This window comes from Nostoc sp. C057 (assembly GCF_013393925.1).
Taxonomy (GTDB): domain Bacteria; phylum Cyanobacteriota; class Cyanobacteriia; order Cyanobacteriales; family Nostocaceae; genus Nostoc; species Nostoc muscorum_A.
On the sequence record NZ_CP040281.1, the window covers coordinates 617,961 to 644,776 of the forward strand.

General features: G+C 41.5%; 25 protein-coding genes. 8 read left to right on the plus strand and 17 right to left on the minus strand.

The genetic code is table 11. From position 1 onward, the window contains the following. The first annotated feature begins 48 nt into the window (after positions 1–48). From pheT to FD724_RS02510, 5 genes are all read left to right on the plus strand, one after another. Positions 49–2,499, plus strand: coding sequence for a phenylalanine--tRNA ligase subunit beta (pheT, locus tag FD724_RS02490; protein WP_179071478.1), 2,451 nt, complete (start codon positions 49–51; stop codon positions 2,497–2,499). A gap of 121 nt (positions 2,500–2,620) precedes the next feature. Next, positions 2,621–2,890 (plus strand): YciI family protein, encoded by a 270-nt coding sequence (locus tag FD724_RS02495; protein ID WP_179071479.1) that lies wholly within the window; start codon positions 2,621–2,623, stop codon positions 2,888–2,890. 83 nt (positions 2,891–2,973) lie between these two features. Then, positions 2,974–3,768 (plus strand): Tab2/Atab2 family RNA-binding protein, encoded by a 795-nt coding sequence (locus FD724_RS02500; protein WP_179071480.1) that lies wholly within the window; start codon positions 2,974–2,976, stop codon positions 3,766–3,768. Positions 3,769–3,962: 194 nt separating this feature from the next. Next, a complete protein-coding gene (locus FD724_RS02505) occupies positions 3,963–4,193 on the plus strand; it encodes a CopG family transcriptional regulator (protein WP_179071481.1) in 231 nt (76 codons plus the stop codon). After that, positions 4,180–4,539 (plus strand): type II toxin-antitoxin system PemK/MazF family toxin, encoded by a 360-nt coding sequence (locus tag FD724_RS02510; RefSeq protein WP_179071482.1) that lies wholly within the window; start codon positions 4,180–4,182, stop codon positions 4,537–4,539. The genes FD724_RS02505 and FD724_RS02510 overlap by 14 nt, the downstream gene beginning before the upstream one ends. Before the next feature lie 453 nt (positions 4,540–4,992). On the opposite strand, the gene FD724_RS02515 is transcribed toward FD724_RS02510, so the two are convergent. The 10 genes from FD724_RS02515 to FD724_RS02560 all read right to left on the minus strand — a co-directional run bounded on the left by FD724_RS02515 (position 4,993) and on the right by FD724_RS02560 (position 18,287). Beyond that, positions 4,993–6,192, minus strand: coding sequence for a DUF4159 domain-containing protein (locus FD724_RS02515; RefSeq protein ID WP_179071483.1), 1,200 nt, complete (start codon positions 6,190–6,192; stop codon positions 4,993–4,995). A gap of 282 nt (positions 6,193–6,474) precedes the next feature. Next, complete coding sequence (locus FD724_RS02520) at positions 6,475–7,503, minus strand: phage tail protein (protein WP_179071484.1); 1,029 nt, start codon at positions 7,501–7,503, stop codon at positions 6,475–6,477. Positions 7,504–7,577: 74 nt separating this feature from the next. Next, positions 7,578–9,776 (minus strand): putative baseplate assembly protein, encoded by a 2,199-nt coding sequence (locus FD724_RS02525; protein WP_179071485.1) that lies wholly within the window; start codon positions 9,774–9,776, stop codon positions 7,578–7,580. A 98-nt stretch (positions 9,777–9,874) separates the two neighbouring features. After that, complete coding sequence (locus FD724_RS02530; RefSeq protein ID WP_179075385.1) at positions 9,875–10,288, minus strand: GPW/gp25 family protein; 414 nt, start codon at positions 10,286–10,288, stop codon at positions 9,875–9,877. A gap of 457 nt (positions 10,289–10,745) precedes the next feature. Further along, positions 10,746–11,243, minus strand: a complete 498-nt coding sequence (locus FD724_RS02535) for a PAAR domain-containing protein (RefSeq protein ID WP_012407844.1) — start codon at positions 11,241–11,243, stop codon at positions 10,746–10,748. Between the two features lie 118 nt (positions 11,244–11,361). Continuing rightward, positions 11,362–13,095, minus strand: coding sequence for a VgrG-related protein (locus tag FD724_RS02540; RefSeq protein ID WP_179071486.1), 1,734 nt, complete (start codon positions 13,093–13,095; stop codon positions 11,362–11,364). A 410-nt stretch (positions 13,096–13,505) separates the two neighbouring features. Next, positions 13,506–14,063 (minus strand): hypothetical protein, encoded by a 558-nt coding sequence (locus FD724_RS02545; protein WP_179071487.1) that lies wholly within the window; start codon positions 14,061–14,063, stop codon positions 13,506–13,508. Between the two features lie 38 nt (positions 14,064–14,101). Beyond that, positions 14,102–17,395 carry a hypothetical protein gene (locus FD724_RS02550; protein WP_218651495.1) on the minus strand — a complete coding sequence of 1,098 codons (3,294 nt, stop codon included), beginning with the start codon at positions 17,393–17,395 and terminating at the stop codon, positions 14,102–14,104. Between the two features lie 128 nt (positions 17,396–17,523). Continuing rightward, positions 17,524–18,048, minus strand: a complete 525-nt coding sequence (locus tag FD724_RS02555) for a phage tail protein (protein ID WP_114082341.1) — start codon at positions 18,046–18,048, stop codon at positions 17,524–17,526. Next, complete coding sequence (locus FD724_RS02560; protein WP_179071489.1) at positions 18,048–18,287, minus strand: hypothetical protein; 240 nt, start codon at positions 18,285–18,287, stop codon at positions 18,048–18,050. The genes FD724_RS02555 and FD724_RS02560 overlap by 1 nt, the downstream gene beginning before the upstream one ends. A 214-nt stretch (positions 18,288–18,501) precedes the next feature. On the opposite strand from FD724_RS02560, the gene FD724_RS02565 reads away from it, so the two are divergent. After that, on the plus strand, positions 18,502–20,127 hold the full coding sequence (locus tag FD724_RS02565; RefSeq protein WP_218651496.1) for a DUF4157 domain-containing protein: 1,626 nt from the start codon (positions 18,502–18,504) through the stop codon (positions 20,125–20,127). 63 nt (positions 20,128–20,190) lie between these two features. Here FD724_RS02565 and FD724_RS02570 read toward each other — a convergent pair whose 3' ends face one another. Together FD724_RS02570 and FD724_RS02575 are read right to left on the minus strand one after the other, a co-directional pair. Further along, the gene (locus tag FD724_RS02570; RefSeq protein WP_179071490.1) at positions 20,191–20,352 is read right to left on the minus strand and encodes a hypothetical protein; all 162 of its coding nucleotides are present in this window, start codon (positions 20,350–20,352) and stop codon (positions 20,191–20,193) included. After that, positions 20,353–20,511: a hypothetical protein gene (locus FD724_RS02575; protein WP_179071491.1), complete on the minus strand. Its 159-nt coding sequence runs from the start codon at positions 20,509–20,511 to the stop codon at positions 20,353–20,355. A gap of 22 nt (positions 20,512–20,533) precedes the next feature. Here FD724_RS02575 and FD724_RS02580 point away from each other — a divergent pair, with 22 nt between their 5' ends. Further along, positions 20,534–20,752: a hypothetical protein gene (locus FD724_RS02580; RefSeq protein WP_179071492.1), complete on the plus strand. Its 219-nt coding sequence runs from the start codon at positions 20,534–20,536 to the stop codon at positions 20,750–20,752. Continuing rightward, a complete protein-coding gene (locus FD724_RS02585) occupies positions 20,740–21,141 on the plus strand; it encodes a type II toxin-antitoxin system VapC family toxin (protein WP_179071493.1) in 402 nt (133 codons plus the stop codon). The genes FD724_RS02580 and FD724_RS02585 overlap by 13 nt, the downstream gene beginning before the upstream one ends. Positions 21,142–21,560: 419 nt before the next feature. On the opposite strand, the gene FD724_RS02590 is transcribed toward FD724_RS02585, so the two are convergent. From FD724_RS02590 to FD724_RS02610, 5 genes are all read right to left on the minus strand, one after another. Continuing rightward, positions 21,561–22,208, minus strand: coding sequence for an FHA domain-containing protein (locus FD724_RS02590; protein ID WP_114082343.1), 648 nt, complete (start codon positions 22,206–22,208; stop codon positions 21,561–21,563). Next, positions 22,180–24,318, minus strand: a complete 2,139-nt coding sequence (locus tag FD724_RS02595; RefSeq protein WP_179071494.1) for a substrate-binding domain-containing protein — start codon at positions 24,316–24,318, stop codon at positions 22,180–22,182. Before FD724_RS02595 ends, FD724_RS02590 begins: the two co-directional genes overlap by 29 nt. 43 nt (positions 24,319–24,361) lie before the next feature. Further along, entirely contained in the window at positions 24,362–25,042 is a 681-nt protein-coding gene (locus FD724_RS02600; protein ID WP_114082345.1) for a response regulator transcription factor, read from the minus strand. A 22-nt stretch (positions 25,043–25,064) separates the two neighbouring features. Then, a complete protein-coding gene (locus FD724_RS02605) occupies positions 25,065–26,039 on the minus strand; it encodes a sensor histidine kinase KdpD (RefSeq protein ID WP_256874431.1) in 975 nt (324 codons plus the stop codon). Between the two features lie 607 nt (positions 26,040–26,646). After that, positions 26,647–26,808 carry a hypothetical protein gene (locus tag FD724_RS02610; protein WP_159402592.1) on the minus strand — a complete coding sequence of 54 codons (162 nt, stop codon included), beginning with the start codon at positions 26,806–26,808 and terminating at the stop codon, positions 26,647–26,649. Positions 26,809–26,816 lie beyond the last annotated feature (8 nt).

Here is a 26,816-nt window from a genome sequence, read left to right on the forward strand (position 1 = left end):
GCACCCTAAAATAAGAACAAAAGACGATTCCTAAAACAAGCACACTCCATGCGTATTTCTCTAAATTGGCTGCGCGAACTAGTAGAGATAAAACTTAGTCCAGAAGAATTAGCCGAAACCCTGACAATGGCGGGGTTTGAGGTTGAAGATATTGAAGATCGCCGCACTTGGGCAAATGGCGTGGTTGTAGGGAAAGTGCTTGAGCGTCAACCCCACCCGAACGCCGATAAATTAAGTGTTTGCCAAGTCGATATCGGTGCAGGTGAAACTTTAAATATTGTCTGTGGCGCTGCCAATGTGAAGGCAGATATCTATGTACCTGTGGCAACTACGGGTACTTACTTACCCAACATCGATTTAAAAATTAAACCTGCAAAACTCCGTGGTGTCCCTTCTCAGGGCATGATTTGTTCTTTAAAGGAACTCGGTTTGCCCACCGATGTAGACGGAATTCATATTTTTACCCAGGAAAATTTACCATTAGGTAGTGATGTGCGTCCTTTGTTGGGTCTAGATGATGTAATTTTAGACCTGACTGCAACTGCCAATCGCGCTGATGCTCTCAGTATGGTAGGCGTAGCCAGAGAAGTAGCAGCTTTAACCGGTGGAAAGTTGAGCATCCCTGAACCTGGTGAAGTTTCTATTAGCAAAAATACTGGAAATTTAACTTTAAAAATTGCTGATACACAAGCTTGTCCTGCATACATCGGTACGGTAATTGAACAGGTAAAAATTGCTCCATCTCCTGAATGGTTGCAACAGCGTTTGCGGGCGGCTGGGGTACGTCCTATAAGTAATGTTGTGGATATTACTAACTACGTTTTGTTGGAATGGGGACAACCATTGCACGCCTTTGACCGCGATCGCTTAAAATCTGTTGCAAGTAGCGAAAATTTAAGCATCGGCGTTCGTTTCGCTAATAATGGAGAATCCCTCAAAACCCTAGATGGACAAACTCGCACCCTCTCAACCCAAAATTTGTTAATTACCGCTAACGACAAACCCGTTGCATTGGCGGGAGTCATGGGTGGGGAAGAAACGGAAGTCCATGAAGGGACTCAAAGCCTAGTTTTAGAAGCAGCTTTATTTGATTCCGTGGCAATTCGCCGTTCTTCCCGCAGTGTTGGCTTAAGAAGCGAGGCTTCTGGCAGATATGAACGGGGAGTTAACCGTGCTGAGTTAGAAATAGCTAATCGCCGCGCCTTATCCTTAATTAGCGAATTAGCTAGTGGAATTCTTGTCCAGCAGGAAATTGCCGACACTCGCCCCGATCCCTCTACCTGGAGTCGTTCGATCGCACTGCGTTTAGACCGAGTTAATCAGATACTAGGGCCAATCGATTTGGGAGAGGATACAGGTGAACTCCAAGGACAAGATGTTGAGCGCATCCTGACTGCGCTAGGATGTCAGTTGACTCCTTCACGTGAAGATAGCAACCATCAACCTACATGGTCAGTTTCCGTCCCACCCTATCGTTACCGCGACTTAGAGCGAGAAATTGATTTAATTGAAGAAATCGCCCGTCTCTATGGTTACAACCGATTCTGCGATACTTTACCAGAAAAATCGGAAGGTGGTTATCTGCCTTTAGATGAGGAACTGATTCGCAAGTTACGGGCTTTCCTCCGGGCTGAAGGATTGACAGAATTAATCCACTATTCTTTAGTGAAACCAGGAGAAGACAGACAGATAGTACTGTCAAATCCTTTATTTGCAGAATATTCAGCGCTGCGAAACGATTTGTTATCTGGATTGATTGATGCCTTTCAATACAATTTAGAGCAAGGTAATGGTTCCCTAAACGGCTTTGAAATCGGGCAAATTTTCTGGCGAGAAGAAGACGGTTTGCAAGAAACAGAAGCCTTAGCTGGGATTATAGGAGGCGATCGCACCGTTGGCAAATGGTCAAAAAGTGGACGTGAAGAACCCATAACTTGGTTTGAAGCCAAAGGTACTTTAGAAAGCATATTTCGACAACTTGCCTTGCAGGTAGAATTCCAACCCGATTGCCGAGATCATCGCTTACATCCAGGACGCACCGCTTCTTTGTGGATTCGGGGTAACAGGCTGGGTATTTTTGGCCAACTCCATCCCCAACTGCGACGAGAAAAAGGTTTACCAGATTCCGTTTATGTTTTCCAGTTGGATCTAGATGTGCTTTTAGATTCTCTGGGAGAAGATGAAGTTCTAGTGCCAACATTCCAGCCATATTCTACCTATCCAGCTAGCGATCGCGATATCGCCTTTTTCGCACCCGTGAAAATCTCAGTTTCCGAAATTGAAAAAGTAATTACCAAAGCGGGTAAAGATTTGCTCGAATCAGTGGAATTATTTGATGAATATCGCGGCGAAAATGTCCCTGAAGGACAGAGGAGTTTAGCATTCCGCTTAATTTATCGAGCTAGCGATCGCACTCTGACTGAGGCTGAAGTCGAACCAGTACACAATAAAGTTCGCGAAGCCTTGGTGGAAAAATTCGGCGTGAACTTGAGAAGTTAGGAGTAAATACGGGAAAAGGTTACAGGTGACAGGTGACAGGGTACAGCAAAGAAAAACTATTCCCTGTAACCTGTACCCTGTAACCTATAAACTGAGATTTTAAATTTTTAATTGATTAACCATGCCTAAATATGTACTCTGGGGAAGTTACTGCGAAGATGTTCTTGAAAAACGCGCCCCCCACCGTGAAGCTCATTTAGACGGATTAGCAAAACAGAAAGAATCCGGTGTGCTGATTACCATTGGCCCCACCAAGGATGTCACAAAAGTTTTTGGAATTTACGAAGCCGAAGACAAAGCCACTGTACGCCAGCTGATTGAAAACGATCCCTACTGGAAAAATGGTATCTGGACTGAATATTCTGTCAAAGAATGGATTCAGGCTTTTTAAATTGGGTATGGGGTATAGGGCATTGATTATAATTCTCCTCCCCCATTCCCAATTCCCCATTCCCAATTCCCCATTCCCAATTTATGAAAATTTGGCAAGTTGATTTTTATCGTCGTCCCTCGCAGGATGCGTCTGGACAAGTTCTATGGGAGTTGTTGATTTGTGACGCAACTCGCAGCTTTGAATATGAAGCTACTTGTCTTCAGTCAGCAGCAAATTCTAATTGGGTTGCTGCTCAACTTGAGCTAGCCGCAGGTGAAAAATTGCCAGATGTGATTCAGGTGTTTCGTCCCCAGTCTCTAAGCTTAATTGAGGCGGCTGGACGAAATTTAAGTATAAATGTCGAACCTACACGCCACACTTTGGCGTTGAAGCAGTGGTTACAAGAAAAGCAATATCCCTCAGCGCTAGATAAACCACCTCCAGCACCATTACCAGAGAACCTCTGGGGAGAACAATGGCGGTTTGCGACTCTAGCTGCTAGTGATGTAGAAACGAGATTTAGCGATCGCCCCATTCCCATTTTGCACATCCCAGAACATCTTAAACCCATCAACTTGGGTTTAGCGTCAACAGTGCCCGTCCCTGGTGTAATAATTTATGGTGGACGGCAATCGATGCGCCTAGCACGCTGGTTACAGCAAGCCCGTCCTGTAGCGTTAAACTACATATCTGGCGCACCAGACGGCTTAGTATTAGAAGCGGGCTTAGTAGATAGGTGGATTGTTGCCACTTTTGAAGATCCAGAAGTTACAACAGCAGCCCAAACATATCAACAGCGAAAAAAGCATTGCCGAGGATTGCATTTTTTGTTAGTGCAACCCGATGATTCCGGGATGACTTATAGCGGCTTTTGGTTATTGCAGGCAGAAGATTGATATTAATTGCCAAAAATATTTGTCTGCTTAATTTCATTTCTATAGCTAAAAAAATCAACTAACGCGAAGTCTGGTTGCAAACCGATTGTCTACACTTTATTGTAATTTGCCTATATAGGTAAGGTACATAGGCTTGGCAAATTATAGTATGATGATTAAATCACACTAAATAGTAATACTAAAAATTAATATAGATGCTCAAAGTTACAATTACCTTAGAAGAAGACATTCTGCAATTTGTAGATCAGTATGCACAGGGAAATCGTAGTGCATACATCAATACACTGCTAGCAGAACACCGCCGTCAAATTTTGGCAGCAGAAATGATTGCAGCCCTCAAACAGGATGCTGAAGATCCAGAATATCAAGCTGAAATTGCTGCTTGGGATAGTGTTGTTGGGGATGGCATAAATGCCAGGGAGTAATTTAACTTATCAGCGAGGAGAAATACGTTGGGTGAATCTTGATCCAACAGTGGGGTTTGAGGCAAAAAAAATCCGCGCTTGCTTGATTGTGCAAAATGACATTATGAATCAGTATGGATTGCTGACAATTGTGATGCCATTTCGACCTGGAAGTAAACAAGCGCCCTACGTTGTAAATGTGAAAGCAACACCAAATAATGGACTAGACCAAGACCGTTTTATAGATATTGGCCAAATTCGTGCTGTTGATCATAGTCGTATTTTAGGTTTGGTGGGCGTGCTGGAGTCAGAATACTGGGAACTTATTCGTACAGCCTTAAATATAGTTCTGGGTTTTGTGCTTTAGAGATGTTAGGGAATAAAAGTAGAGATTATAAGTCAATACATTTCAGATAAGACCAAAACACTTGTAGAGACGGCGATTTATCGCGTCTCAAAACCCACGATTTTGTAGAAGTAGCGCGTAACCCAAGCGCATTGGATTATAAGTCAATACAGTTCAGTTAAGCATCTCTTTCTTCTCTCTGCGTTCTCTGCGCCTTGGCGGTTCGTTAAAAAAACGACTTTGGTAACAGAGTTTTACCCTTAACTGAACCGTATTGGATTATAAGTGATGAAAAGGCGATCGCTCTATATTACAGGGTAGGCATTGCTAAAAAATGCGAAACTAGGTGCAATATTATTTAAAGTAATGCCCACTCCAATACGATTCGGATCAGGTTTTTGATGAAAGTTATAAATCGCAAAGACGCAATAAATTACCGTCTCTTCCCTGAACCAAACCGTATTGATGCCCACCCTACCACTGCCCTGAATTATCTTCTTGTTGCAAGCCTATCAACTGTCGCCGCTTCCAAGCATAGTGAAGAATATTAATTCCTAATTCTTGGGCTGTACGAATAGTCAATCTGGGTAAACTCAAATCTCTATCCAGTCCCCAAGCAGTTGCTAAATCTCCAATTGCTAAAATAATTCCGCCACCGATTAACAATTTAATTTGCTGTTGATTAACCATTGGTAAAGCAGCAAATAAGAAAGGTTTTGTCCTTAAAGGATGACTCCGTTGCAATTCTTCTAAAGGTCTTAAAGGACTTTCTAATTGTTGTGCTAATGCTTGAGTACTCTCAATTAGAGCATTAGCATTTGTTGGTGCATCAACGAAAAGCACACCACCTAAATTTAAGTAATTTTTGAGGGATTCAAATTCGAGACTATTTAAAGAAATTGCCTGTCCACCTGTCAGATAAAGTAGGTCATAATCTTGAATATTTTCACTTAAAGCAACCTGACCTGGTTCATCAGCCCCTCGCAAACTGGGATATAGGGGTTCTACTGCTTGTAACAAATACGAAAGGCTGAAAAAATTACGCGCACATTCCGGATCGCTATGAGTTGCTTGCGCCATACACACAAGTGCTTGAGGACGCATTTGTGCTTGACGGCGATAACGTAAATCAATATTGTTATATCCAGGAAAGAAAGCATCCGCAGGTTGGGTAATTTCAGTATGTCCTGGTTGTAGAAGTATTCGACATATTTCTATTTCTGAACTGGCTGGTATAGAGTTTCTTTGGTCAATTCGATAGGTTTCTTGAACAATATCTCTTTGCTGTCCACGCCGCAATTCATCAGGGTCTACATAGCTAACTACTAAGTAGATCATGAGTGGTTCAGAACTCACTACTTCTATATCAATGGGAAAGTCATAAGAAGTCGGTACAACAATTAGATTACCTGCTAAATCAATTGCAATACCAGGTTGAATTTGTACCCAACGCCCATCTCGATATCTAGCTTCTACTTGACTTGGGGCTGTCACATCTCGAACGCCTAAACCACAGACAATTCCTGGTTGGTTTAAACTTTGATATTGAGCATTTTGCCGATTTCGGTGATAATCATGGGCTGTGCGCCAGCGTTCTGCATTGATTAGTAACCCGTCTGCGGCTTGCAGGCGTTCCAAAGATTTGATTGGTGGGGGTGGGAAAGGATGGGACATAATAATTTTAGATTTTAGATTTTGTCTGTTTTAGAGGTTGTTTGAAAAGTAGTTGGCTGTATCTTTGCACTCATTGATCCCCCCTAACCCCCCTTTTTAAGGGGGGAACCGGAGTCAAAGTCCCCCTTTTCAAGGGGAGCCACTGCGGTCTTGGGGTCTCCCCAAGTGGAGTATGTGGCGTGGATTTAGGGGGATATAAACGTTTTTTTTACTGAGAAGAGGACTTTTTAAACATCCTCTTAGGAATTTTAAACAATAATACCTATTGGTGTATTTAATTATTTAATTATTGGGATTTTCAATAGATAATTCATAGGTACAAAAAGCTGGTTTTTCTTGTTCTATTATTCTTTGAATAAGTTGCTCGTTAATAATGCCACTAGAAATATTTGAACGCAAACGTACTATAAAATGATATGGTTGCCCACCTGCTAAAACGGCATTTCCTAATTGGGCATCTCCTATGATGAAACTTGGGCCAAAAGGTTCGGTGATACTGATATGTTTATCAGCTTCATTAGGTAAATCTTCGTCTAGCGGTAAACCAGTATAAAGATGTAAATAGAGACGCAATCCTTTGCGAGTTCCCCGCCAGCGATAAAGTTCTACAGCCCGACGAATTAAACGCCGTTGTTGCTGGAGATCCCAAACAGAATCTACTTGCCAAGCAACCCAATGAGCCATAAAAGGTAGTAATGCTTGGGGTGCTGTCAAGGGATCGAGGTTTGCCCACATGACATTGTAACTATCAACTATTGGTTGAAAAGCTTGCTCAAATATCTTCATGAAGCGACCAATAAAGTCTACTTCTCGATACAAAATTGGCAAGAACTCCATGTAGGCAGTGTAGGGACGAATATATAAATCGAAATATTCGCTTCTTTCGATTTGTTCGTTCTCTGTGCCTGCGTCTATATGTAGAGTAATTAGGCTGCGAAAATTGAGAGTTAATTTGTTTTTTGTTCCAGGAGAAATTGCTTCTTGGTCTTCAAAAAATGTGTCGGGAATTGAGAAGTAGAGAACAGCATCCATTTGTCCACGAGGCGGTATTTCACTACCTTCTGTGCCAATTTGACACCACTGAGATGGAAAGTTTCCCTCAACACTTAAGCTTACCCGCAAAGGACGTTGTTCTAAGTTTTGTACTTGCACAATCATCTCACTGGGATGTCCAGGATGCAAGAGTAAAGTACGTCCAGCTACATCCATATCCGCGTTTGCAAATCCTAAACCCGCCACAGGTAAAGCTTCGGGTATTTGCATTGGTGTTAATTGAATGCTTACAGCCGGACTAGAGCGACTTTGAACCATAGGATTTGGTATTGGGAATTGGGAATTGGGAATTGAAAATAACTACTGACGAATGACGAATGACAAATGACAAATTACGAATTACGAATTATTTGAATGTCGTGATTTGAACGTAGATTGGTATCAGCCCAAGAACATATTAAACCTTCTGATCCTGGATCAATTAATTGTTCTGGTGATGGTTGTCGTCGCCAATTTTCTCCTTGCTTGCGGATGGGAAACAAAAGGACGGGGCCTAAATGACGCACGCCTGGGGTTTGTTGCAGTAATGCGACAATATCTGATGTATAAACTGGTCGCCCAAATGGCCAACCTTTGCCGTCCATTCCTCCAGTTAATGGATTTAAATATTTATACAGTAATACCCTCAAATTCCGGCGAATTTCTTCTCTGGCAAAAGGATTATCATAAGCAGGTTCTAAAGCAATTTCTGTCTGTACAGAAACACCTACATAATTCGGTTCTTGTAATTCTATTTGTACCCCTAATAATCGTCTTTCATCTAAGTAACTCATAATTTGCTCTTGCAGGGCATTACTAAGAGCAAAATTTTCTGGTGTCATGCCATTACCTTGCGCGATCGCATCTGTATTTGCATAAGGTACTACCAGTAAACTAACTATACCAGCTTGTCTACGAGAATTCGCTGCCAAACACCGGACGCGCGCGATCGCACCAGCACCCGCCTGTTGAGTCAAAACTTCAAAATCTTCAGCAGTGACGGCGCGATCGCGTGTGCGGAGGATGCGGGGAGCCTTCATCACAGCCTGTTCCAGAGACTCGGCATCCGCGCCATTGATTGCTGGTACACGATTGACCACACTAGCAATGTATGGATACGCAGACTTCAAAAACTGGATTGCCCCAGTTTGCACATTGCCTTCTCTACCGCCACCTGTGCGATAAGCAACCATTTTAATCTCTGCACCACGGGGAGGAATCGCCCCATATTGGTGTTCCGACTGGTTATTTTCTAGAACTTGTACAGATGTGTTATCTAGCGATGGTTCTTGGATTCGCGATCGCATTTGGGTATGCTGTTTAAGTTGGCTAGGTTCCCGAATCAGCGGCCCAAACTGAATTGTCCCAGTGATCGAATCGATGGTGTAATGAAAATTATGTGGCCCAGAATCAGCAAAATCTCTCACCTCAATCCACTTCTGAGGCAAACCACCACTGGGAGTAACTAAAATATATTCATTTTCCCGACGTTCTAAAATTGGTACTGTTTGTAACTGGAAACTCTGTCCAGGTGTACCATCGCTAATGCCCAATCGCTCATCTAGAATCAGCGTACTGTGACTAGCCCTAACAGTACCGCCAATTGACCGCGCTGCTAAACCAATAATTCTTGGCGGACGATTGTAACCAGATTCATCGGCTTCTGTACTAACAAAACTACAACGCAACCAGCGACCCCGGTAAGAGGTAAAATTAGCCACAGGCCAAATTTGAGGTAAATGCAAACGTACCTCTGCACCTTGAGAAGGGTTTCCACCTTGTTGAGCCATTTCATAAAAACTGAAACCGCGAGTTTTATCATCCGACTCTTGTAATAAAACTGGCTGCCAATTTTCCCCGTCCCAGGCTTCCCACTTGCGCGGTGGTTGATTGGGGTTAATCCCAGCAGGAGTCGCCGCCGCCCCTTGGAAAATAATTTCTAAAACATTAGCATCTAAAGGATCGTCAGAATTAATTGCTAAATAAAAACAGTTACCAGGCTGGGGTTCCTCTTCAAAAATCGGTTGTTCATTACCTGTCCAGAAACCGTTAGATTGACGAGTCCATGAAGTTGTGACTCTTTCGCGCAGAGATTGGGGAATATCTTCGGTAGTTTGGGCAGTTAAGAAGTGTTGGATGCGGGGGTTGCCGATAATTAGAGGATAATCTGTGCTGAAGGTAATAGATTCTGTAGTTTCAGTGCGGATAGTTGAGGCTTCTAATCCGGCTGGAATCGTGTAGGCTTCGGGTAATGCAGCGCTTAAATAAAAAGTTAATTCCGTGCGGGCTGGGGCGGGAGGCTGGAGACGAATACCCAGTAATTCTAGGAAAGCGACATAATTTTTTCGGGGTACTTGGTTAAATCTGAGCAACATTTGGTCAGTCAACCAAGCAAATAACTCAATTAGCGTAATTCCTGGGTCGCTGAGATTGTGGTCAGTCCATTCTGGACAGTAGCGGGGAATACGCATAATACATTCTTCCACCAAATCATCGAAGGCGCGATCGTCTAAGTTGGAAGAAGGTAATTTCGGTAAAAAATCAAAGTTCATACCAATTTTAAAAAGAATGTGACAGATACAAGCCTAGAAACCCAGATGAAATTTAGCTTCTCAATTTTTAATTTTTAATTCTTAATTTTTAATTGATATCACGATTCCTCCCCAGCTGAAACCAAATAATAAGGATAAACAAAACTATAAATATCGGGGCCGTCTTTGAGTCGATAATTGATAATGATGTCCACTCTGCCACGCACAGGGTCAGGATCGGTGATAACTTCATCGATAATAATGCGCGGTTCCCAAACTTCTAAAGCTTCCAAGACATAAAGACGGATTCGCAGTAGGGTATCGCTACTTAAAGGTGCAAACGCCAGTTCAGACAAGCGCGAACCAAAGGTAGGTCGATAAACCCGCTCACCTACTCCCGTGCGGAGAATAATCCAAATAGATTCTTTAACTTTTTGATCTTCACGGCTAAGTTGTATCCCGCCTTGCACACTTAAATGCAGTGGATAAGCCCAACCTGTTCCCAAATAGGCTCGTTCACGACCGTAAACCATATCTGGCACTTAGACAGTTGTACATGGATATCTTCAAAGATATCGGCACAGAAGGTTTAAGCCTATTCGCCAAAGGTCGAGGATGAAGAAGCGGGGGGCAGAGGGGCAGGGGAGGCAGGGGGCGAAGGGAGAATGATTTGTAACTGTAATTTGGTATAAATTAAGATTCATAGACAAGTCTTTGATACTCGCGGACGAGTCTTTGATACTCGTGAATGAGTCTTTGATACTCGCGGACGAGTCTTTGATACTCGTGAATGAGTCTTTGATACTCGCGGACGAGTCTTTGATACCCGTGAATGAGTCTTTGATACTCGCGGACGAGTCTTTGATACCCGTGAATGAGTCTTTGATGCTCGTGAATGAGTCTTTGATACTCGCGGATGAGTCTTTAATACTCGCGGATGAGTCTTTAATACTCGTAGACGCAGTATTCCCCTGCCCTCTATCTCTCGAATCAGCCGCCAATCAAAACAGTAAAATCACCTTTGATAATTTTATTCGGCGGCCCTAATGCTTCTAAAACAGTGTCGCCCATCCGAGAGGCAGGTAGATTGTTAATCAGCACAGTCTGACTACCGTCAATCACAACCCCAGGGCCGTGAGGAGGTAACGGTAAAGGTGTGGCGCAATTATGAATATCAGCTCCTGCTGCTGCTGCTGCGATCGCACTACCCATAGTAGCTGCTGATGTTGCCTTTGTAGTTTGTTCGGTAGCTAAAGCAGCAGGTGCGCCTGGTGTACCTGCTGCCGCTAGGGTAGCAGCCTCAGCCACTTGGATAGCCGTATCAGAAATTTGTTTGGCGGATTGTAAAGCTGGTACTGCTGCTGCAAGCACACCCCGCCACGCAGGTAAAGATCCAATCAATACATTGGGACTACCCGGCCCCCCTGTTAAGACTGGGGGTAAAGGGTGCGCCACATTATCAGTAATTCTTGCTGCCGGTTTACCCATCACAACCTCCTAATAGTGTCTTTAATCTCTTACCTCTGTGTTCTCTGCGTCTCTGTGGTTAGATAAATTACTTTTAAACCACAGAGGCACAGAGAGCGCTGAGAAAAAACATAGAAAATTAATTAAGGCGAATCATCGCACCCTTAACTGTAATCACGCCGTTGGCTGTAATGTCTATATTTCCAGCAGCATCTAATGACATATTACCTGTTGATTTCACTGAAACAGATTTACCCATATCGTCCATTTTGATTTTATGACCACCTGTGGTTTCAATCTCTATGCAGCGATCGCTATCATTGAGATATATTTTGTGACCGCCTGTGGTTTCTACGCGAATACCTTTTTTACTACTTCCTTTATCCTCTTCAACAAACTGTAGAACATGACCAACACGAGTTTTAATTGTGCGTAATCTGACACCACCTGTAACCGAATCACTCACCTTTTCCGGTGGTGCATCTTTCCCGTTCCATACCCCGCCAATGACATAAGGACGATGGATATCGCCATGTTCAAAACCTACCAAAACTTCATCGTTTACCTCTGGTAAACAGTCAAAACCTCTGTTTGGGCCTGCTCCCACAGCTACAACTCTGGCCCAGTCACTTGTATGGTCTTCTGTGAGAGTGGGAAACTTGACCTTCACTCTGCCCATTTTCTCTGGGTCTTGATTATCAGTCACAATTCCCACTAATAAAGTCTCAGATGGCTGTAGACGTTTTTCTGGAGATAGGGTTGTGAATAAGTTACCAGAACGTAGTCCCCGGACGCTGAACTCAGTTTCATAAACGCGCTGATTAAAGAAATGGCGGGTTTCTGTAACATAATACTTACCACTATAGCGATCGCCCATACCCTGAAGCTTAACAACTCGTCCAGGACGAATCTCAGGATTCCCTGCTGCTTTAGCATCTGCATAAACAAATTCTCCTCCCAATTCATCACATAAAGCCTGAGCCATAGCTTTTGCTTGCTTTTGACTGGCGACAGGCTTATCTACAACAATCATTTTGGGAGACTTAAGATTAGAAAATGCAGTACTGGTACTACTTCCTAACTGATTACCTGTCTCGGTTACTTGCTTTTCTTTATTAGCTGTTTGGCTAATCAATTTTTTCTGAGTATAGTCCCAGGCACGTACTTCCACAGAACTCACCTGTTCAGCGCTGGTGACGCGGGTACTAAATTTACTAATATCATCTAGCCATTCTAATGCTAGAGATTCCTGAACTTTTGGTTTACAAAAATTGATCTTATCCTCTGTAATAAATAGTTCAAAACCGTTACGAGCTGCCCTTTCCCGCAGAAACTCCATATTAGTTTGGTTCTCTTGGAAAACATACTTATTAACTTCACCTGTTGAATCGATATTGCCAGGTCTTATACCTACTTCCTGAACTATTTTTTTGACTATATCACTATCAGTTTCATTCAAAAAAGAACGATTATAACGACCTCTGTGAAGACGATGAGAAATATCATAACCACGAACAATGATATCAGCTTCAGATTTTTCATTGAAGTGAACTTCCATCGCGGTAATTTCACCTTCAATTAGGATTTTTTCTACCTCATCTTGAAAATTATTATCTAGAGTAGTACTCGAAGTAAAACCCAACTTCACTTTTTTGCCAATTCTAAACAACTGCTCATGTCGCCAAGCCTTATTTTCTGGTCGGTCAGATGTGGGAATATAGCTATTATGGATTACTAGCGTAAACATTGCTGGTAAATGAAGGCTTTCTTCTATTGTGATTTGCAACAAATCCTTCATTAATTCAGGCGAAGCAGGTTGTCCATCTATCTGTATTTTAGGTTCGCTTAAATAAAGGCTTTTTTTAGGAGGCATAACTATTATTTGATAATTTATAAAATGTTTAGAGCAGCCTTTAATGACAAAGTAAATACTAATTTATTACTTTATCGAACAGAATTCAGGAGTCAGGAGTCAGAATGGGCTAAACGCCCCGCTACCGCTAACAGAATGAATTTTGTACGACTGGCGGATAGCGCAGCGTTAGCGAATCCGCGTTCGCTTTTAGCGTCTCGTAGAGAGCGTCTGAATAACCGGGTTTAAGACCCCCACTAAATCTACGATTTAGTGGTCTTCAATCAGTCGCGGGTCTGAATCCTCGACTGATAGCGTAGCGGTAGCGTACTCCTACGGAGAAGCGAGCTACGCGCAGCGTCTCGTAGAGGGGAACGAGCGTCTTGATTCTGACTCCTGAATTCTGAATTCTGAATTCTTCTTCAATTATTTTACTTACTCAGTTTTTGACCCTTTTTATCTGCTGCACGAGCGTTGCCTTTAGAATCAGATTTACGTCCTCCAGGCAGGTTATTCTTATCTACTTCTTGCAAGGCTATATCTACCAGTGCCCTGACTGGTGTACCATCACTCAAAAACATATTTAAAGTGTAGGTTAAACTCGTGATTACACAATAAAAATACTCATCTCCCCAGGTAAATATGTAGACAGGTGGTCGTTTGTCAGTGGCTTTAGTGATAGTTTCTACACCTTTTTTAATGTTATCTATGTACTTTTTCATCACCGACTCTTTCGTTTCATAAGTATCATAAAGTAACTGTTTAAGTGTAAATTTGTAAGGTTCAACGCCAGAAAAGTTTACTTTCGGAAGTAGAGTGGTTCCTCTATTACCATCCTTACTTTCCCACTTAACAGTCCGAGCGAAACTAATATCTGTAGGATTAAACATTAATTCAATATCTGGCGCTTCATTGTTATAAGCTACAAGTTTGGCTTTCTCAAGTTGGGGTTTAAGCTTTTGAATAACAATAATTGCTGGACTTGCCATTTGAATATTTCTCCAAAAATTAATTATTGAATGAAAATTTACCAAGGTAATCGACCGGAGTAACCGCCATGACGCTCTCGTTCAATTTCTATACGTTGTCGTAATCTGTGATAAATTTCACGAGCTAGAGCTTCCAAATCAGCTGTATCATCTTTTTCATCTCCTAGAGACGATGAGGATGCACTCTCTATGGTTTCAGTTATCGGTTCTATTTCCCTAGATATGTCGGGTGGAGTGACTTCTCCACCATTAGCAAAGCCTCTAGCTGAAGGAAGGTGTTTAGCAAAAATTTGTGGCGATTCTGAAACATGAGAAAAATCATAATTTTGGCTATTAGAATCCCCATCATTAAAATTAAAGCTAGTGAATTCATCATTATTTCCATTTAGTAAATCTTCCACACTTGACCATTGAGAAGGTGTATCTGACCATTGGAAAGGTGTGTGAGTGCTGGGATTTGCTTTTCGGAAAATCAGGGGAGGCGATGAGTATTGAGGTGAAGATTCACCGACATCTATTGTTTCATTTTGAAGAGTATGAAGCTGGGGAGAATTGAGGATAGAAAGTTTCTGTTTATTACTATTCAACCCCAAGGAAGAAGGAATTAAAGAATTGGATATCTCAGATGAATCAGTCTCAGCGCTTTTTAGCTGTAATGAAGTGTCTGAAAAAGAATCGACTTTAGTCGGAGTCTCTGGAGAAATTGTTTCTTCTGGTTCTGTGGGATTGGTTATCTGTAAACTTGGAAGAATAATATCGTGCGGTGTTCCACCCGTGTTGATGTGATGTAGTAGGGGTAGATTCTTCTGTGCATCCCTGGTATTAATGACAAACTCCCCAGGCGTAAGCATTGCAGGTACTGTATCGGAGGGTGCTATTTGCTGGCGATTTTCAACACGGGAGTCTGTAACATGACCACCAGTAGCATAACCTTTAGGCGCGGGCAAATTTTCTGCGATCGCATTTTGCTCAACTTTAGGTACTGTGCTTACCTCATCTTGTGGAGACGTTGGGTTGTCTAGAATATCTGGATTATCCCAGGTATCAGCAGTTGATATTTCAGGATTTTCTGATTCTACTGTTTTTTCATTATCAATAATTTCCCTAAAAATACTTGTTTTCTGAACAATTTCAGGCGAATTGGCGGTAACTACCAATGCTTCATCAATTTCAGGTGATGTGGCGGTAACTATTGGTGTTTCAGCAATTTCAGGCGAATTGGTGCTAACTACCAATGCTTCATCAATTTCAGGGGAAATGGCGCTAATTGTTGGTATTTCAGTAATCTCAGGCGAACTTGCGCTAACTACCAATGCTTCATCAATTTCAGGGGAAATAGCGGTAACTGTTGGTGTTTCAGCAATTTCAGGCGAATTGGTGCTAACTACCAATGCTTCATCAATTTCAGGGGAAATGGCGCTAATTGTTGGTATTTCAGTAATCTCAGGCGAACTTGCGCTAACTACCAATGCTTCATCAATTTCAGGGGAAATAGCGGTAACTGTTGGTGTTTCAGCAATCTCAGGCGATGTGGCGCTAACTACCAATGCTTCATCAATTTCAGGGGAAATAGCGGTAACTGTTGGTGTTTCAGCAATCTCAGGTGATGTGGCGCTAATTGTTGGTGCTTCAGCAATTTCAGGTGCTGCTAAGATGGGTTGACTTTCTGTAAACTCACTACCAGGATTTTGAACATTGCTATCACGTTGTAGTGAAGTCACATTTGCTGAGATATTTGAGACATGAACCACCATCGCAGACTGTGATTCTGAAGTTACTAATTGTTCATCGCTATCAGGGTTGCTGAATAAACTAGGTGTGTCTTCAATAACTGCTGAGGTAGGTATTAACTGAACAGGCACAATATCTGGAGACTCACTCGTAACACTGGAATCAATTTCCTGACTTTTCATGGAATCTAGAAAACCTTGATCCTGAAAGGATAAAGGTTGTAAAATCTCCCCATTATCTGCTAGTAAAGGGGGCTGAGGGGTTAGATTTTGCGTTGCTTTTTCTACATTGTGTGAAAAGTCAGGATCGATTTCTTGTTGTACTGTAATAGGATTTTTTGCAACTGAAGACTCAGAATTAGACGAAGTAACATCCGTCTCTACGGTATTTTCATCATTCTCCAAAGAATGGAGTAAAGTATGTGAATTATCAACCTCAGATGAAGTAAGTGCTGAAGATAAAGTTAAAGAATTCTCAGAGACAGGATTATCTGTGACAAAATCATTTGTGCTTTTTTCTGATATTAAGTCTGCTTCATCAATAGCTGTAACTTCCTCAAGCTTAGTATTAATATTTGGTGATTCTTCTTCCTGCAATAGAGAGTTTAAGGTTAGTAAAATCTCTTTTGCTTGGATTAAATTTGTCTGACTTACGCTGCTTTTATTGTCAACTATAGACGGAACCTGATCTCTTTCAATGTCTTGTTGTGGTTGCGTTTGGCTAATTTGCATACCTGACAGATTAACTGATTCTGAGACTTCAGGTATTAGTTTTTCTTCATTATCTGTAAAGTTACTATCCGGTATAAATATTTTTTCTGTATTCCTTTTAGAAGGAATTTCTATAGACGAACTGTTGACTAATTCACTTGTGCCATCGTCTAATTCAATATTTTCTTTCGATGTTAAAGACAAATCTGTACTAGAAAAACTAGATATTAGCTCAGAATTTTCTGACAGATCATCGACAGCAAAATTCTCGAATAAAGTTGATTTATCTTGAAAGCTAGGTGAAGTATCTACGGTTGGAGTACTGACAGAATCACGATCCTTTGTAGTAGTATCTAACACAATATCTAGTTGTAAATCTGGTGTTTCCAAATTAGCCTCAATAGGCATAGACTCATCTGATATTAATAAGTTATCTTTGTTAAGATGAATATTAGTTTTATCAACAATTGGCTCAAATTTTTTAGCCGTAGATGATTTGATAGCTTTTTTAGTTCTAGATTTTGACTTTGGTTCTTTTTCTAGTGGTTTCTGAGATTTATTTGTTTTTTTGGGCTTAGATTTATTTTTTATATTTACTTCTTGAGATGTGCCATTACTCGTATTTGTCTCGATGAGAGTTGGCATTATCTTTGGAATACTATTTTTTACTGATTCATTGCTATTGTCTAATGCAGCTATTGAATCAGAAGCATCAAATTCAATCAACGGAACTTCACTAAAATCACTATTTATATCCTGAGTATCCCAACTATCCCAACCTATTAATGGTTCAATCGATGGTTCATACTGACGAGACAAGAAAAATTTAGAGGATTTGACTAATGGTGGTTTAGTTTGGATTGTACTGATAAAATTATTTCGTGAATGCAAAGAATGAGATTCTTTTCTCAATATTATTCCCTGAGAATTATATAAAGATGATATTACCCCAAGGGGATGAATATTGTTTCCTAGTGAAGATTGAATAATTTGCATAGTGATAGTTTAAGAGTAGCCAATTAGCTAGAAACGAAATATCCTGATTTTTGATCTCGTTGTACAGAAGAGCCTCCTCCTGTAGACCTTGCAACTTGTAAACCTTCATAAGCTAAAGTTAATTCTTCAATCGCAACTGCCTTTCCATCTGCTTGAAGTGCAGGTGTTTTCCAGGTTATAGGAATAGCACCAATCAAAGTCCAACTCATCATCGTTTCACCGGCTTGATTAAAAATCAGAATATTGACATTGCGTCGAGATGTTTTCTTTTTTTCATCAAAAACTGCATTCATCCAATTCCAAAAACCTGGATGATCGGTAAATCCTCGTTTAAGAGTTATGTCTGCAAATTCTGTATGACCTAAATAAATTCTTTGCTGGTCGTTAACACCACCTTCCTGAAAAACATTTTTCTTAATTTGAACACTTAATCCTGAACATTCAGCGAAAGATGCAGCAATAGAACTATCTATCTCTACGTAGAAGCGATTAGTAGTGACATAATTTAATTCGTGAGTAATGTTGCCATTGTTAGCGCCTGTAGCCATCACAACCACCTTTGAGAATCATAACTACCTATTCTTTCGCGCTGCGATCGCAAATCTTCTAGCATAAGTTTATATACGCGTTCTGTAAGCTGGTTCATCAGCCGTGAATCGTTGAGGTATTTACCCGCAGCAATAGCTGCCTTGCTAGCATCAGATGCCACCGAAGCCCCGGCGTAGCCAGCAGTACCGCCAACATCTCCATCGAACGTGAAAAAAGTTTGTTGCTGTTTTGAGTCCATAAATAAAAAAACTCTCCCTAAATCCAGGCTAAAGGTACTGCATCAGAATCAAAAGTAGCCAAAAGTCGAACTTAGTAGGGGCGCAAGGACTTACGCCCCTACGTTCGCTGGAAATCCCTTAGAGGAATTGTGTTACAAGTGCGATCACTGTAATATCGATGTAAGGAACAGCGAAATATTCATCTAACTACTGCTTGGGCAACAGGAGAAGAAAATGAGAGAACACGTCAACCGGAACAAAAAAACTACTACAGACTTCTCAATTCCATCCCTGAAACACCCTACACCCGGCTTTGGTTTGAAGTCGTCGGCAATTTCACGCCAAGCTGTTCCTGAAATACAACCACTTAATCAGCCACTTACTCACGATATCAGCCGCATACCACTGCGTAGCCAAGCAAAACTCTCAATTAGCCAGCCTGGAGACATTTACGAACAGGAAGCTGATAACGTAGCACAACAGGTAATGCAAAGAATGGCACAACCTGGAAATCGTCAGTCTATCCAACGAGAAGCGTTGCCAGATGAGGAGGAAGAATTGCAGATGAAATCTCTGGACAATCGCACATTGCAACGAGAAGTATTGCCAGAGGATGAGGAAGAATTACAGATGAAATCTCTGGACAATCGCACATTGCAACGAGAAGCATTGCCAGAGGATGAAGAAGAATTACAGATGAAATCTCTGGACAATCGCAGACTGCAAAGAGAAGCATTGCCAGAGGATGAGGAAGAATTACAGATGAAGCCGAGTCAGGGTGAGGCTGGAATGGCTGCTGCGCCTGACCTAGAAGCGTCCATTAACCAAGCGCGGGGGGGTGGACAGGCGATCGCAGACAACATCCGCGAACCGATGGAGGTGGCGTTTGGCGCAGATTTCAGTGGGGTGAAGGTTCACACCGATGGTCAGTCTGACCAGTTGAATCGGTCAATTCAGGCGCGGGCTTTCACGACAGGACAGGATGTGTTCTTTCGGCAGGGGGAATATAATCCTGGGAGTCGGGGTGGACAGGAGTTGTTGGCGCATGAGTTGACCCATGTTGTGCAGCAAAAGGGGATAGGGACGGAAATAGAAAGGCAAACAAAGCCGTTGCTACAGCGAAAGATCGCGTGGGGAAAAGATACGGAGTACCTTTTGATAGAAAACCTGGAAAAAGATAACACGATTAAGGTACCCAATGTCTATAAGAATCAATTGGAAGAGGTGGTAAAACTGGAGGCCGAAGTACAGGTAACGGCGGAAATCCCAGGTAGTGGATCGGCGAGTTATAGTTACGACGAGGAACAACAAAAAGGAATAATCAAAGTGGGCGTGATTGATAAGGATTACGATACTAATGCAAAGAGAAGTGTATTGAAAAGTAAGATCATCGCCATGACACATGAAATGCAACATGCGCTGGATGATTTAAAGAAGGGCAGCCCACAGGAAGGAAAGTTGAGAGGGAAGGGGGGGGATGAGGAGTGGTACGACAAGATAATGAGTGAACTTAACGCGCACGCTGTGCAGGCAATGATTGGAAAGGAGATGATTGATTCAGGAGAGACCATATCTCAAAATAACGAGATTCTTACCAAAGGTTTCAATGAAGAAGGATTTAAGGTAGGAGGAACGATGTTTGAGAAATTGGTGTTGTATTTTTCTCAATACTATTCGACGATGCAGACGGGATTGAATGAAAAAGATCCTAACAAAACAAGGACAGAGCAAGTGTCCCAATTCCTCTTTCTAAATTGGGGAGAGGTGAAAGACCTAATCGATCGAGTCCACGATTCCACAACCGTTGCCGCGCCCTCCCTCCCACACAAAAACTTGACAGGGAAAAGAAAAAGAGAGTAGATTCGAATGCGACGCTCTTGTAGCGATGTATTAAAAGTACGATCGCTCAACCCACCTATCTTTCTAGCTGTAAAATAAGTGCGATCGCTGGAATGCATCAATCACCTTAATTCTGAGATATCCACACCAGAAGTCCACTCTATCTCTGAAACTAGAGCGATTGTGTAAGCTAGTGCGATCGCCGCTTTTGTAGGGTGGTGCGTTAGCGATCGCGTAACACAGCAACTAAACCCCAAACCAAGCAATCACCTGCACTCGACACCCCATCCCCTCAAGTGCGATCGCCCGGCCCAATCTTGTAGAGTGCGTTAACGAAGTGCGATCGCGTTCTTGTGGCTTGGGTTGAGGAATGAAACCTAACAAATCACCGTTATAATATTGCAAAGATTGATCAATCGTTCAACCTATGCAATACGAAGCCCTCTATGAAAATGGTCAAATAACGTGGTTAACCGAAAAACCTCCTATTAAGTCCGCTCGAATTATGATCTCAATTCTAGAAGAGATCCCACCCCAACCCCAAAAACGTCGTCAACCTTCACCCTTGATTGCTGGTAAGGGAAAAACATTAGGAGACTTGGTAAATCCACTTGTTAATAACCAAGATTGGGAATGTCTGAAATAATTATCCTAGATACTCATATCTGGATTTGGTATATTAATCGAGAATTAGATCAATTTCCAACTTCATGGTTAGAAATAATAGAAACAGCCAATCAGGTGGGAATTTCGCCAGTATCTTGTTATGAAGTAGCTTTAGCCCAACAAAGAGGACGTTTATTATTACCAAGTCCGGTGAACCAATGGTTTCAGGAAGCTTTATCACCTTCAGGAATATCGCTTTTACCCTTGACTCCGGCGATCGCCTCAAGTGCTGTTAATTTATCACCCATTCATCGAGATCCTTTTGACAGAATTATTATCGCCACAGCCATTGAACATCAAGCGAAATTAGCCAGCATTGATGGGTTTTTCCGTCAATATCCAGAATTAGCAACTTTGTTAATGGTTTAGAATGCGTAGTGCGATCTCTTGAGATATCTACAAAGTGCGATCGCTGCTCTTGTAGTGACTGTCTTAATAGTCTGCTACGTGTATGAAAATTAATTTAGTGCGATCGCCCCATCTTCCAAATTCTTGTGGCGTGCATTAACCAATTGCAGTATCAAACTCAGGTTAATTTAACGTGAGTTCGACAAGTCTTATTTGACCTCTCCCCCAACCCCTCTCCGATACGGAGAGGGGAGCAAAAATCTGAATTTTTCGTTGCTCCTCCCTTTCCGTTTCGGAGAGGGAGGCTGGGAGGGAGAGGTTCATCGAACTCACGTTAATTTATTGTGACTCTCGCCAAAATTGAAGGGTAGTTGATCGATCAACTACCCTATGAAATTTGACAGCTTTTTGCAACCCTAGTGCATTAGCAAAAAATTTTACTACGCTATATACACCGTAAAATTAACTAGGTTGTCCTGGCCAAATCGCAATGAATCTCCATTAAGCAGGCGATATTGCATACCAGGAGTGAGAGGATTGTTGTTTAAATAAATACCATTTGTACTCATATCAACAATCATGTATGCATTTTGCGACCAGTCCCAATCGACTCGCGCATGACGACGAGAGACTATTCCCTCACTGGGAATGCCGGTCAAATCAATTTCTGGCGGAGCTATTCCTGGACTTTGACTGCGGCGACCAATATAACCTCCTTCCCCAACGAGGTGAAATTCTCTGCCGGTAGTATGAATCAGCTTTAAGGCTGGCGCTCTTTGAGGCGGAGGGACATAAGCAGGCGGTGTTGGTTGATAAGAAACTCGTGGCTGATAGACTGTTGAATAATCAACGGGGGGTTGTTGGGGAGGTTGGTAATTAGGTTGCTCTGTAGGCGGCCGTTGATACTGAGCAGGTGGTGGTTGACTAGGTTGTTGCTGAATAGGCGGTGGTTGACTAGGCGGTTGTTGTGGTGTTGAGGAAACTACATTACCCACAGGAGTGGAACACCAGGGACAAACCTTAGCATTGTTAGGCAGGGCGCGGTTAAAATATTCGCAACTAGGATTGGGGCACCGATTTGCAGGCATAGGAATTTATATCATCAGGCATAGGTTGTAAAGCTACGAGACCTACTTTACTAAGTAAACACTGACCCTGACGAGTGGTTAGCATCTGGGCAAATGTAGAACCACCAGGCAGGCGACTGGTGTCTTTAGGGTACACTACAAAAATAGGGTATCCCAAGGGGTAGCTTTGGAATGTTGTGACATCAACATAATAATCATCATGTTGACACAAGTCATCTGAGGGATTAATTGAGCGGCGATCGCGCCGTTGAAACAGAGGTTGAATCGCTGATTTTTTGCCATCTGCGATCGCTAGGGGATAACCAGTACACTGACTCGAAGTTTTACTGATAATGCCAAAACTGATAATACCAGTGGTTCGCCCATCTAGAGTCTCGCTGCGTATCTGATTTTGGGTTTTTGTTGTATCCAGCTTAGTAACATTTGCTGCAAATAAAGCTTCGTCTTGAGGGACGTTTTTGAGAACTATTTCTTGAAATTTACTGATTGCTTCTGGTTCTGTTGGAGCAAAAGGTTTCACAGATAGATTTGGAAGTTTGGGACTAATTTGTTGCCAATTGGTAATTTTACCTGTGTAAATTTGACGCAATTGCTCAAGACTTATTTGTCCTCCAAGAGCATTAGCAAGATTTGAGTCTCTCTTATTAAATGCTACAAAAACAATTAATCCATCATAAGCAACTTGTTTTTTAGAAAGTTTATCTGTGATGTTATCTACTAAACTAGTAATTGCAAAATCTTTTTTGTTTGTTTCAACTTCTTCGATACTTTTAATCGGATTCTTTACGTTTGCTGACAAAACAGGCTCATAGTTAAATGTTGCTGTCGCATCTGGATTTGGTCTGGTCAATAACTCTCCTAAACGACTATTTTCTACTGATTGCGTTAAAACATAACTCCACGTACTGTCCTTTTCTCCTGTGTAAGTAAATTGTCCGGCAGGAACATTAGGGACTTCGGAGAAATTTCGCACAAGTCTAGACCATAATATATATTGATTAGGACTATCTGTTTTCTTGCCCAAAAACCAATACAAAATTCCTCCGCCGAGTAGTAATAAAGCCAGAATTCCTATCATGATTAAAGGCATTGGCAAACGCTTTTCTATTCCTTGAGAACCTGGCGATGGCACTGAACTTTTGCCACGATCTTCTTTGGGAAGTTGCAGCAGTGCTTGACGAGCCGTTTCCGCATTCTCGAAAGGAGTTTCTAGACCAATGAGGCGATAAATAAACTGCTTTAAATGGCTATCGGTATCCGGCCATTGTTGATTATCTCTAGGATCTAGAGGCTGGTTGGATAAAAAATTAGTTGTCCGTCCTGCCCATAGATAAAAGGCTAGTAATCCTAATGATTCTAAATCTTGCTCAGGTCTGGCGGGCGCGGGTTGAGGAATAATAGGCGGAATAAATAAGTTTTCCCAGGTCGCTAAATCACAAAAGTATATAGAGAATTTTTGATTATTTTCTATTTTAATTAAAGTACTATCTAAACTGATATTGCCGTGAGTTATACCCAGTTGTACTTGATTTGAGGGAAAACGCAGTTTTTGGGTGTGGAGAAACTGGAGAGTTTGTAAACCTTGATTTAATACTTCCCGCACATCAGGAGATGTCATCGCTCCTTTTTCTATAAGATATTTCCCTAAAGTTTGGGATGATTCGATTCCTTGAGTGATTAGATAGCAGCGTTCTCCTTTTTCATCTGCGATCGCTTCTTTAGTTTCTACAAGACGAAAGTTTTGAATTCGACTATCGGCTAAACTTACCCCACCCACCCGTTTGAAAGTCTCTTTCCGCTTCAGAGTCTCGCTTTCATTAAAACAACGATTGGGTAGTAGGTATTCTTTGATGATGACAGGCTGTTTATCTTTAAGTTGAACACCTGAGTATAAGCGGCCTAAACCCCGTACACCAATAAAACTAGCTATTTGATAAGTTCCCTGACTTCCTTTAATCTCAGCCTCCTGTGGTAAAGTTGCTGGAAAACCACATTCCAAGCAAAACTTAGCCCCCTTGATTTGCTGCGCCGTTTGAAAAGGGCGATCGCAACTTAAGGGAGAATTATACGAGCAGGGGTATTCTTGATAAAAAGATTCAAATGAAGGCATATACAAAAAGTTTCGTGAATTGCGCCGATTACTTTCGTTGCGCTCAAGCGTGAACTAATCCTAACTTGAGGGCAGCCACAATAGCTTGAGTCCGACTAGTAACCTTCAATTTTTCAAAAATACTGGTGAGATGCGCCTTAACAGTAGCAACTGTTACATATAAATGTTTAGCGATTTCTTCATTAGAAGCACCTTGAGTTAACCAGTATAAAACTTCTTGCTCTCTTTCGGTTAAATGCACCTCATGACATGCTTTCAGACAAGAGTCTGAATAAGCCTGAAAAAACCGGAAAAATCGGCTAGCAACTTCTGAAGGTAGATAAATTTCCGCTCTTGTAACAGTGTCAATAGCCTCACACAATTGTGTTGCCACACGATTTTTAAATACATAACCTGCGGCTCCCGCCTGCATTGCTCTAAAAATCCAGTCATCTTCTTGATGAGCAGACAACACTAAAACTTTGCCAGTGTAAGCAGTTTCCTTAAGACGTGCCAGAACTGTAATCCCATCACATCCTTTCAATTGCATATCCAGCAAAATTAAATCTGGACACTTCTGGGCTGTAAACTTTAAAACCTGCTCCACAGAATCTGCATCACCTATAACTTCTACAGGTAATGCAGAATTAATACTATAAAAATTCAGGAGAGTACGTAATCCTTGGCGGAAGCGTTCTTCATCATCTACCAGCAAAACCGAAAGTTTCTTACTATCATTAGCCATCTTTTTAATTACAAATTACGAATTAATTCATACTCCTTGGTCGAGGCAAAATTACAGAAAATTGCGCTCCACTTTCTGATAAGGCTTGTGCCCAGATACTTCCTTGATGATCCAAAATAATTTTCTTAGCAATAGTTAAGCCTAGTCCTGTACCTCCTCTGCGCCGGGAATAAAATGGGGTAAATACTTTTTGTAAATCCTCTTGAGATAATCCTGGCCCTTGATCTGAAATTTTAATTAAAACTTCATCTTGAAAAACTTGCCAGCTACAGGTAATAGTTCCTGAGTTAGGACTGAAATGGACGGCATTACTGAGGATATTATCAAATACTTGTTTCATTTGTAATTTGTCTATCTTCAGTATGGTCGATGTATCTGGAATCAATATTTTAAGTTTTTTCTGATTAATTAGAGGTTGTAAATTTTTGATGCTTTCAACAACTAAACTTCTTAAATCTTGAAGTTTTACCCTCAGTTTGGCACTTTGTCCACAATCAATAAGCTCATTTAAATTAGTATCTAAATCTTGTATACTTTCGCCGATAATTGTTGCTTGCTCTTGCCAAGGACTATCCTCTAAACCTAAGCATAAGTTATACGTATACAATCCTATAAGTCCTAGAGAGTTACGCAATTGATGGCCTATTCGATGCAATATATCTTCCAGGAGTTGAATTTCAGTTTTTTGTCTTCCATAGTCCAAGTAAATATCTGCATACTTACTCAGCAGCATAGCAGAGCGTTTTACATATAATTGCAAGCTCTCTGACAGAGGTTTATGAGTAATGATTTGAATGTATTCAGGTTTTTGATTTCTATATCCTATAGGGCAAATGTAAGAAATGGATGAAAAATCCTTAAGTTTAAATTCATGCAAAGTCAAAGCAGGCGGAAAATCTGTCAGCCATGCTTCAGAGCGCAAATAAGCTAAAGTTTTTTGGGAAAAAGGAGCTTGGTCTTGACCATAATTTATAACTTCCTGATGATTTTTCAGCAAGTAATCATGATAGACAATCCGAGCGAAAAAAATTGGATATTGACTAGTTAACTGTTCAGACTCCAACTGACAATAGCTCTGAATATCTGAGGAATTCAAATAATTCGAGCCATTCTCCAGTTTTTGTACATAAAAGCCTAGTGTCATAGCTTCACTCGCTTTTTGCAACCAAATGTTTTTATTCTTCTGCTGACCAGTATAAAATTATGCAGTCTCAGTAATGTTTATTTTTTTATTAAGTTATCTTCTTAGATAATCAATACAAAGAATTATTAAGTTTACGTTTATATATATTTATCATTTTTCTAAGTATATATAGGTACGTAGAGCAATTTTTTTATTACAACGCATAAATTTTGTGGTGTGGTCATCTCGCCACTCCTATTAAGAACTGCTCCAGACTAATCTACAAACTGAAGTTACTGCTTTTCGGATTTTCGAAAATCTAATATCTTCCAGCCCACTCAAATGGGGAGCAGGGGAGCAAGGGAGAATGGCACCAAGAAAAGCTGGAACCTCCTTGCCGGCAGGGTGTGGGAGGTGTGGGAGGTGTGGGAGGATGGGGAAGAAGTCTTACCCCCCACACTCCCCACACTCAAAAAGCAAGTTATATCAGGGCTTTGCGATTAACAAGCGTGCCATTCGGAGCAGGGGGAGAATTCGTAACTCCTAACTCTTCACGGGCTAAACCTGAGCTATCCGCTAACGGAACTGTTTTGCCCAATCCCCAATTCCCAATTCCCAATCCCCAATCTAAAAATATCGACAAAAGTCTAA